Origin of the sequence: Pseudonocardia bannensis, assembly GCF_012911875.1 — a bacterium.
In the GTDB taxonomy this organism is placed as follows: domain Bacteria; phylum Actinomycetota; class Actinomycetes; order Mycobacteriales; family Pseudonocardiaceae; genus Pseudonocardia; species Pseudonocardia bannensis.
The window spans coordinates 1-8876 of record NZ_JAAXKZ010000180.1; the positions used below are offsets into that span (position 1 = coordinate 1).

At 74.4% G+C, this 8876-nt stretch carries 11 protein-coding genes; 2 read left to right on the forward strand and 9 right to left on the reverse strand.

The annotated features are described in order from the left end of the window. Both HF519_RS28210 and HF519_RS28215 read right to left on the reverse strand, forming a co-directional pair. Positions 1–397: polyadenylate-specific 3'-exoribonuclease AS (locus tag HF519_RS28210; protein ID WP_169416031.1), on the reverse strand; the 397-nt coding region annotated here is incomplete at its 3' end. A 135-nt stretch (positions 398–532) separates the two neighbouring features. Next, entirely contained in the window at positions 533–1285 is a 753-nt protein-coding gene (locus tag HF519_RS28215; protein WP_312860406.1) for a lysophospholipid acyltransferase family protein, read from the reverse strand. A gap of 218 nt (positions 1286–1503) precedes the next feature. Here HF519_RS28215 and HF519_RS28220 point away from each other — a divergent pair, with 218 nt between their 5' ends. Then, positions 1504–1998, forward strand: a complete 495-nt coding sequence (locus HF519_RS28220) for a DUF308 domain-containing protein (protein WP_169416025.1) — start codon at positions 1504–1506, stop codon at positions 1996–1998. A 49-nt stretch (positions 1999–2047) separates the two neighbouring features. On the opposite strand, the gene HF519_RS28225 is transcribed toward HF519_RS28220, so the two are convergent. The 6 genes from HF519_RS28225 to HF519_RS28250 all read right to left on the reverse strand — a co-directional run bounded on the left by HF519_RS28225 (position 2048) and on the right by HF519_RS28250 (position 6598). Continuing rightward, on the reverse strand, positions 2048–2992 hold the full coding sequence (locus tag HF519_RS28225) for an ROK family protein (RefSeq protein ID WP_169416032.1): 945 nt from the start codon (positions 2990–2992) through the stop codon (positions 2048–2050). Positions 2993–3057: 65 nt separating this feature from the next. After that, positions 3058–3453: a hypothetical protein gene (locus tag HF519_RS28230; protein WP_169416026.1), complete on the reverse strand. Its 396-nt coding sequence runs from the start codon at positions 3451–3453 to the stop codon at positions 3058–3060. A gap of 39 nt (positions 3454–3492) precedes the next feature. After that, positions 3493–4731 carry an ArsA family ATPase gene (locus HF519_RS28235; protein ID WP_169416027.1) on the reverse strand — a complete coding sequence of 413 codons (1239 nt, stop codon included), beginning with the start codon at positions 4729–4731 and terminating at the stop codon, positions 3493–3495. Between the two features lie 55 nt (positions 4732–4786). Continuing rightward, the gene (locus HF519_RS28240; RefSeq protein ID WP_169416028.1) at positions 4787–5230 is read right to left on the reverse strand and encodes an SRPBCC family protein; all 444 of its coding nucleotides are present in this window, start codon (positions 5228–5230) and stop codon (positions 4787–4789) included. Between the two features lie 29 nt (positions 5231–5259). After that, positions 5260–6057: a metallophosphoesterase family protein gene (locus HF519_RS28245; RefSeq protein WP_169416033.1), complete on the reverse strand. Its 798-nt coding sequence runs from the start codon at positions 6055–6057 to the stop codon at positions 5260–5262. A 130-nt stretch (positions 6058–6187) separates the two neighbouring features. After that, positions 6188–6598, reverse strand: coding sequence for a polyketide cyclase / dehydrase and lipid transport (locus tag HF519_RS28250; protein WP_211170701.1), 411 nt, complete (start codon positions 6596–6598; stop codon positions 6188–6190). A gap of 140 nt (positions 6599–6738) precedes the next feature. Between HF519_RS28250 and HF519_RS28255 the strand changes: the two genes are divergently transcribed. Further along, on the forward strand, positions 6739–8571 hold the full coding sequence (locus HF519_RS28255) for an AMP-dependent synthetase/ligase (protein ID WP_169416029.1): 1833 nt from the start codon (positions 6739–6741) through the stop codon (positions 8569–8571). A 53-nt stretch (positions 8572–8624) separates the two neighbouring features. Here HF519_RS28255 and HF519_RS28260 read toward each other — a convergent pair. After that, positions 8625–8876, reverse strand: a 252-nt coding sequence (locus HF519_RS28260; RefSeq protein WP_169416030.1) for a glycosyltransferase, incomplete at its 5' end; no start/stop codon positions are given.

Genomic DNA, 8876 nt, shown 5'->3' on the forward strand with positions numbered 1-8876 from the left:
GCGGGAGGGCGGGCCGTCCGGCTTCCTCCCAGCGCTGGCGCAGCTCCCGGGTGAACCGGGGCAGCGCGCGCGGCAGCGCCGGCATCGCACCCCAGAGCTGGCAGAGTGCCACGTGGTCGTAGGCGGCGATCCAGGCCCACAACTCGACCTCACCGGGCGCCGAGGTCAGGAACTCCAGCAGGTCCGCGCGGATCCGGGCCCGGGAGCGCCACGCCGGGTCGGCCGGCGAGGGCAGCTTGGGGATCACGTTGTTGCGTACCCATGCGCCCGCCCGTCGCGGATCGAACTCGGTGGACACCGCGTAGAACTCACGCCCGTCCTCGCCGACGACGCCGATCGACACCAGGTCGATCGTCGTCCCGTCCTCGATGAACTCGCAGTCGTAGAAGAACCGCATCCTCGTCCTGTTCCCGGTGAGCAGCACCCGTCGGCTCCGCCGCTCGTCGCCGGCGGGGCACAGCTGAGGGTAAATGTCCAGTCTTTGTGCCGCTGCTCTGCCTCCGGCGCCCGCTCCCGGGCGAGGTGAGCCGGTTCAGCCCACTCGGGTGCCGGGGACGCGGGCCGTGTCGTGACCGTCCCGCTCGCCGGCGGACGCGGCCTTCGCGGCCGCTGCGGCGCGCTCCTTGACCGAAGCCGCATACAGATCGACGTAGGTCTGCCCGGACAGCTCCATGAGCGAGTACATGATCTCGTCGGTCATCGAGCGTTCGATGAACCGGTCTCCCGCCATCCCCTCGTAGCGCGAGAAGTCGAGCGGCTCACCGATCCTGATGTGCACGTGGTGCGGCTTCCAGATGCGGGAGCCGATCGGATTGACCTTGTCGGTGCCGATCATCGCCACCGGGATGACCGGGACCCCGGCCTCGAGTGCCATCCGGGCCACGCCGGTCTTGCCCTTGTACAGCCGCCCGTCCGGCGAGCGGGTGCCTTCCGGATAGATCCCGAGCAGCTTGCCCTCGCGCAGCAACCGGACCGCCGTATCCATCGCGGCCTGGGCGGCCGAGCCGCCCGAGCGATCCACCGGGACCTGCCCGACCCCGGTGAAGAACTGCTTCTTCGCCCACCCGACCAGGCCGGGCGCGGTGAAGTACTCGCGCTTGGCGAGGAACGTGATCCGCCGGGGCACCAGCAGCGGGAGGAAGAAGGAGTCCACGACGGCGAGGTGATTGCTCGCCAGGATCGCTCCGCCGCGCTCCGGGAGGTGCTCGACGCCCTCGATCGTCGGGCGGCAGAGCAACCGCAGCAGCGGACCGAGCAGCACGAACTTGGACCACCAGTACAGCACCTGGGCGTGCCTCCCTCACCGCGACCGCCCGAGCCTACGGAGAGCGGCCGGGCGACGCCAACGGGCAGCTCGTCGACGCCCGGGCATCGATCCTCTGTTCCGGCACGGGACGTGTCAGGATGGCATCCACGCCGTCGCCGACGGCAACTGGGGAGGTCACCCATGCCCCTCGAAGCGGACGTCGGGTTGTTCCGGACCGTCACGAGCGGCGGAATCCGGTGAGTCCGGATCCGGAGGAGCGCCGTGGTCGCGACGTCGGCGGCCCGGAGCCGGACCCGGCCGGTGACGACTTCGACCGCATCGTCGCGAGTTGGCGCAGCGAGGGCCAGGTGCCGCAGTGGCCCGCCGACGACCGGATGCCCGAGGACGACCGGGCCCCCGGCGAGCGGGTCCGCGACGACCGGCCGCGCGCCGAGGAACCTCCGCCCGGCCCTCCGCGGGCGGTGTCCCCGATCGCCGAGGAGGACGATCACTTCGTCCCGCCCGAACCGCCGCCGCTGCCCCGGCTCGGGCCGCCGGCCGCCGTCGGCCTGGTCCTGCTGGTCCTCGGCCTGCTGCTCTGCGTCGCGCCCGGGGTGGTCGGGATCTCCTCGAGCTACGGGCTGCCGCTCGGGCTCCTCGCGCTGGCCGCGGGCCTGGGTTGGCTGCTGCTGCGGCTCTGGCCGACGACCCCGAGGCCGGGCGACGGCGAGGACGACGGCGCGATCCTGTAGTCCGGCCCGGCCCCGACTGCGCGACTGCGCGGTTGCGCGTCCGGACGGCTCAGTCGCGGACCAGGTCGCGGGCCAGTTGCGCGGCGCCGACCACGGCGGCCGCCTCCCCCAGCTGGGCGGTGCGGATGCGCGCCAGCGGGCGGTTGCCGGCACCGGTGACGGTCCGCGCGTAGTGCTCGCGGGCCTCGTCGAGGAACAGCGGCGCCGACTCCGACACCCCGCCGCCGATCACCACGAGCTCGGGATCGAACACGTCCGCGACCAGGGACAGGCCCTCCCCCAGCCAGCGGCCCAGATCGGCCATCGCGCGCCGGGCCACCTTGTCGCCCTCGCGGGCGGCCGCCGCGACCCGCTGCCCGGTGATCCGCCCGGGATCGCGCGCCGCCTCCCGGGCGAGCAGCGAACCGCTGTAGTCCTGGCCGAGCAGTTCGAGGGCCGTGGCGGCCAGCCCGGTGCCGCTGCAGTAGCGCTCCCAGCAGCCGCGTTTGCCACACGGGCAGGGCCGTCCGTCCGGGACGACCCGCAGGTGCCCGAGCTCCGGCGCCACCCCGTAGGTACCGCGGTAGAGCTCGCCGCCGATCAGCAGCGCCGCCCCGATGCCGGTGCCCAGGGCGACGAACACCGAGGTGGACACGCCCGCCGCCGCCCCGAACCGGCGTTCGGCCAGTGCCGCGGCGTTGGCGTCGTGCTCGACGACCACCGGCAGGTCCAGCCGTTCGGCGATGCGGTCGGCCACCGGTACGTCACGCCAGGACAGGTGCGGGGCGAACCGCACGGTCCGCCGGTCCGAGCCGATGAACCCGGCCAGGGCCAGGCCGACGGCCCCGATCCGGTGCCGGCCGGCCAGCTCGCGGACGGCGGCCGCGACGGCCTCCTCCAGCGCCGTGTCACTGGACGGGGTCGGCGCCCGCGCGGTGTCGAGCACCTCGCCCTCGGCGTCGACGACGCCGGCCCGGACGCTGGTCCCGCCGACGTCGACGCCCACGGTCAGCAGCGCCCGCGACCCGCCGGGCAGTCCGGCCTCCCGGCTCCGTCGTGGGCCGGGTGCGATACGCCGGGTCACGGCCGGTGCACCGGGATGTGCTGCACCGGGCGTGCGGGCCCGGTGGGCCCCGCGGGCTCGGCGGGGCCGGGCCCGGGCGCTCCGGCGCCCTCGTCGAGCGCGCTGCGCAGCACCGCGAGCAGGCCGGACACCTGATCGGCGAGCCGCGTCGCGAGCTCGGGCCGCTCCCCGCGGAGCGCCGCGATCAGCGCGCAGATCGGGCAGACGGCACAGCTGGCGGGGGTCGCCGACGGCTCCGCCGGGTCCCCGGGCTCGGCGGCCTCGGCGCGGATCCGCTCCAGGGCGGGCTGCAACCGGTCCAGCGCGGTGATCGCGAACGCGCGCAGCTCCCCCGCCAGCCCGGCGTGCGCCCCGTGCTGGCGGCACCCGGGCTCGTCCTGGCGTTCAGGCATCGCGGCGCTCCCGGGGCCGTCCCCCGGCGGGCCGGCCGCTCATCGCATCCAGACCGCGGGATCGGGCGTGAAGACCACGCACAGGTCGTCGTTCTCGAGCCGGGCCGAGGTGACCTCGCACCGCCGCAGCATCGACGGCAACATGACCATCCGCCGGGTCGCGCCGACGGTGACGGCCAGGTCGTCGCCGATGCGGGCCAGGTCGAGCGGACCGTCGGCGGCCCCGGGCAGGCGCAGCACCAGCTCGAACTCGGAGTCCGGCGCGGTGCCCTCACCGGCCGTCCGCCGCACGCACAGCGGCGGCACGGCGGGCGCCCCGGACGAGACCGGGTCGCTGTCGCCGTAGAGCGAACGCGCCAGCTCCACCAACGCGGGCGCTCCGGTCGGTTCCGCGGCGGTGTGGTCGGCGGTGCGCAGCGGGACGTCGAGCGCGGTCAGCTCCCGGAGCACCGCCTGCTGCTCGGTGTACCGCTCGCGCAGCCACCGGGCGGCCGGTCCGCGCAACGACGCCGGCGGGCCGGGGAGCACCCGGTTGCACACCAGCCCGTCGACGCGGAGGCCGTGTAGCGCCAGCGCGGTCAGCGTGCGCCGGCTCTCGGCGGCCACGACCCGTTCGGGGGTGAGGACCAGCCGGATGCTGGTGCGGTGCTGGTCGGCGAGCATCGCGCGCAGCCCGGCGAGCTGCGCGGCCAGGCCGTCGAGGGCGTCCGCGGTCCGGTCCCACTGGGCGACGGAGTCCGATGCGGAACGGCCGCCCGCGAGCCCGGCGAGCATCCCGCGCACCGCGCGCCGGTGGGCCGGGAAGAGCCGTTCGAGGTACCCGCTGAGGGCCTCGGGCAGACCGAGCAGCCGCAGCGTCTCCGCGGTCGGACCGCAGTCGACGACCACGACCTCCCAGGGCCCGGCCTCCGCCATCCGGCGGACCTCGCCGAGGGCCAGCAGCTCCTCGACACCGGGCAGCACGGTCAGCTCGTCGGCGACCAGCTCGTCGACCCCGGCACCGGCCAGCAGCGTGCGCAGGTGCCCCTGCAGCCGGCTCCAGGAGCCGTCGAGCAGCGCGCGGGTGTCGATGTGGGCGGCGAACAGCCCCGGGGCGACCGTCTGGAGCTCGGTGGGCTCGCCGTCGAGGTCCACCTCCAGCGCGTCGCCGAGGGAGTGCGCGGGATCGGTCGAGACGACGAGCGCCTTGCGTCCGGAATCCGCCAGGAGGGCAGCGGTCGCCGCGGCCAGGGTGGTCTTGCCGACGCCCCCCTTGCCGGTGAACAGCACCACGCGCACCCGCGGAGCCTAGCCGCCCGGCGCAGCGTCACCACCAGGCCCCGGCGGGTCGTGTTCAGCGGGCGCCGCGCTCCACCCGGCGCTTGAGGCCCTTCAGCGCGGTGTCGATGATCACCTTCTCGGCCTTGCGGCGCAGCATGCCGATCATCGGGATGTTCAGGTCGACCGCCAGCGAGTAGGTCACCGTGGTCGATGCGCCGTCGGCGGCGAGGTGGTACGAGCCCGCCTGCGCCTTCTGGATCTGACCCTTGACGAGGTTCCAGCTGACCGACATGCCGTCGGGCGCCCAGTCGTAGTCCAGTGTGTACGAGTCCTTGATCGGCCCGGCGTCCATCGTGAACCGGACGCGCTCGGCGCGGCCCCCGGCGTCCGTCTCCAGCACCTCGACGGTCTTGACCTGCTCCGCCCACTCCGGGTACGCGGGGAAGTCGGCGATCACCGCCATCACCCGCTCCGGATCCGCGGCGATGGAGATCGAGGATGTGGTCGCGTCGGCCATGGCGCGGAGGTTACCGGGCGGGGCCGGGCTCACCAGCGCAGGACGTACGGAGTGCCGCTGTTGCGGAAGTGCCCGACGTTGACGCACTCGGTCCGGCCGATCCGCAGCCGCGGTGCGAGCGGCTGGTGCACGTGCCCGAACAGCGCCGCCCGCGGCCGGTCCCGGTGGATCACGTCCAGCAGGCCCGGCCCGCCGGACTCCGCCCGCCGCGACACCACGTCGTAGACGAGTTCGGGGACCTGGGGCGGGACGTGACTGCACAGCACGTCCACCGGGCCGTCGCCGGACAGGGCGCGGGCCTGCGCGGCGAAGTCCTCGGCGGGCAGCAGGTGGGGGCGCCAGGGGCCGCCGTGGCGCCGGTCGATCCCCGGCGGCAGCGGGGCACCGCCGACGAACCCGAATCTCAGCCCACCGATCTCGACCACCCGGCCGTCGGCCAGGGACACCCCCGAGCCGGCGAACTCGGGCCACAGGTGCGGCAGGTCGACGTTGCCGGGGATCGCGTACACCGGGGCGCGCAGCACGGCGAACAGCTCGGCGTACTGGGCCCGGACCGCCTCCTCGACGACGGCGGCCGGGTCGTCGAAGCGCGACCACACCTCGCGCGCGTAGTCCGCGAGCTCCCCGGGCCGGCCCGACGAGCGCAGCTCACCGAACCGGGCGCTGACCTCCGGGCCGAGCACGCGGCCGAGGATCCCGCCGGTCGGGTCCCGGTAGTCGACGAAGTCGACGAGATCACCGAGCACGATCAGTGCGTCCGCGCCGTCGCCGGCCTTCGCCAGCGCCTCGGCGTTGCCGTGCACGTCGGAGACCACGTGGACGCGCATGGTCACCGACGTTACCGTCCACCACCGACGCTGCGCGCGGTGATCATCATCCCGCGAGTCGCTGCGAGCCCGCTCGCGAGTCGCGGTCAGCCCGCGCGCGAGTCGCGCCGGATCCGCGCGCGAGTCGCGGTCAGCCCGCGTCCGACAGGGGCGCCGGCGGCGCCCCCGGCTCGCGGCCACCCTCCAACCGCTCCTTCAGCGCGAACCCGATCGTCTTGGCGGCCCGCTGGCGCCGGCGGGACTCCGCGGCGGCCCGCCGGGCCGACGGCGGCGCCGGGCGCCCGTCGGGGCCGACCGGATCGGCGCGCAGGAAGTAGTGCAGGACGGTGCCGTCGAGCACCTCCTCCAGCCAGATCTCCATGCTGCCGACCAGTGCACCGTCGACGGTCCAGCGCACCCCCTGCGGCCCGCGGTCGGTGACGACCTCGAGCCGCAGGTCCGGCCACAGCTGCGGCCAGCGCGCGGGCACCGCGAACTCCGCGGCGACCCGCTCGCGCGGGACCGCCAGGAAGATCTCGTCCACCACGTCGACCGAGGGCATGGCGCTCAGCCTGCCCGAGACCCGGAGGCCACCGGAGACCGGCCCGGAACCGGTCGAAACCGGACAGTGCGCCCCCCGTTGCCAACACGATAGGTTTCCCTCCCAAGCAGCCTGCCAGAGCTGGCCAGGAGGTCCGAACAGTGCGTGAGTACAGCGTGCCCACAACGATCCGGGTGGGCGAGGAGGAGAACCTCGTCGACGCGGTCTACGACAACGCCGAGCGGCACGCGGCGGCTGTCCTGTTCCGGCGCCGGGGGTCGGAGGGGAGCTGGACCGACCTCACCGCGGCCGAGTTCGCCGAGCAGGTCACCGCGGTGGCCCGCGGGCTGATCGCCGCCGGGGTCGCGCCGGGTGACCGGGTGGCCCTGCTGTCGCGCACCCGCTTCGAGTGGACGCTGATCGACTACGCGATCCTCGCCGTCGGCGGCGTCACCGTGCCGATCTACGAGACCTCGTCGGCCGAGCAGATCTCCTGGATCCTGTCCGACTCCGGGGCGGTCGCGATCGTCGTCGAGTCCGAGAAGCACCGCGGCCTGGTCGACAACGTGTCCGGCTCGCTGGCCGAGCTGAAGCGGATCTGGCAGATCGAGCCGCCGGCGGCGTCACCGAGCACGCCCGGCGCGATCGACGAGCTGGTCGCCCTGGGCTCCGACACCCCCGCCGACGACGTGCACGCCCGCCGCCGCGGGGTGACCGCGGCCGACCTGGCCACGCTGATCTACACCTCCGGGACCACCGGTCGACCCAAGGGCGTCGAGCTGACCCACCGCAACGTCGTCACCGAGTGCAAGACCGTCGCCGCGGTGTTCCCCGAGCTGCTCACCGCGGGCGGGTCGGTGCTGCTGTTCCTGCCGCTGGCGCACGTGTTCGGCAAGGTCATCCAGTGCGGGGCGGTGCAGACCCGGACGACGATCGGGCACACCCCGGACGTGTCCAACCTGCTCGCCGACCTGGGCGTGTTCCGGCCGACCTTCCTGCTCGCCGTCCCGCGCGTGTTCGAGAAGGTCTACAACGGCGCCCGGCAGAAGGCACACGGCGAGGGCAAGGGCAAGATCTTCGACGCCGCGGCCGACACCGCGATCGCGTGGAGCCGGGCCCAGGACACCGGCGGAGCCGGTCTGGCGGTCAAGCTCAAGCACGCGCTGTTCGACAAGCTCGTCTACGGCAAGCTCCGCGCGGCCGTCGGCGGCAACGTCGTGGCCGCGGTGTCCGGCAGCGCCCCGCTCGGTGAGCGGCTCGGGCACTTCTTCCGCGGGATCGGGCTGCCGGTCCTGGAGGGCTACGGCCTCACCGAGACCTCGGCCGGGATCACCGTCAACACGCTGTCCGCGCAGCGCGTCGGCAGCGTCGGACGGCCCATCCCCGGTCACGGCGTCAAGATCGCCGACGACGGCGAGATCCTGCTGTCCGGGGACATCGTCTTCCAGCGGTACTGGAAGAACCCGACCGCCACCGCCGAGGCCATCGAGGACGGCTGGTTCCACAGTGGCGACATCGGCGAGCTCGACGACGCGGGCTACCTGACCATCACCGGGCGCAAGAAGGAGATCATCGTCACCGCCGGCGGCAAGAACGTCGCCCCCGCGGTGCTCGAGGACCGCCTCCGCGCGCACCCCCTGGTCAGCCAGTGCATGGTCGTCGGCGACGGCCAGCCGTTCATCGGCGCGCTGATCACCATCGACCCGGAGGCCCTGCCCGCCTGGCGCGAACGCAACGGCAAGCCGGCCGGGGACGGCGCCGCCGACCTGGTGGACGACCCCGAGCTGCGCGGCGAGATCGCCGCGGCCGTCGAGGAGGCCAACCAGGCGGTGTCGCGGGCCGAGCAGATCCGCAAGTTCCGGATCCTGCCGGTCGACTTCACCGAGGCCGGCGGCGAGATGACACCGACGATGAAGGTCAAGCGGTCCGTCGTGGCGAAGATGTACGCCGAGGACATCAACGCGATCTACGACGGCGCCACGCAGCGCGCCTGAGCGGTGGGCCGGGGCGGAGCGGTCGTGCCGGCCGGCCGCCCACCCGGGCCCCCTCACCCGCCGGCGGCCACCGGAGTGCCGTCGAGCAGGCCGTGGAGCCGTCGCACGAGGCGCGGCCAGCTCCACTCCCGCTCCATCCATTCCCGACCGGCGGCGCCCATGGCGCGGGCCCGGTCCGGGTCGGCCAGCAGCCGGGCGAGCGCGGTGGCGAGCGCCCCGGTGTCCCGGCCGCCCACGACGTGCCCGGTGCGCCCCTCCAGCACGGTCTCCGGGGCTCCCCCGGAGTCACCGGCCACCACGGGGAC

Excerpts from the sequence above, each read along its gene's own strand:
- HF519_RS28230 (WP_169416026.1), bottom strand. The coding sequence starts at position 3,453 with ATGCCTGAACGCCAGGACGAGCCCGGGTGCCGCCAGCACGGGGCGCAC.
- HF519_RS28240 (WP_169416028.1), bottom strand. The coding sequence starts at position 5,230 with ATGGCCGACGCGACCACATCCTCGATCTCCATCGCCGCGGATCCGGAG.
- HF519_RS28245 (WP_169416033.1), bottom strand. The coding sequence starts at position 6,057 with ATGCGCGTCCACGTGGTCTCCGACGTGCACGGCAACGCCGAGGCGCTG.
- HF519_RS28250 (WP_211170701.1), bottom strand. The coding sequence starts at position 6,598 with ATGCCCTCGGTCGACGTGGTGGACGAGATCTTCCTGGCGGTCCCGCGC.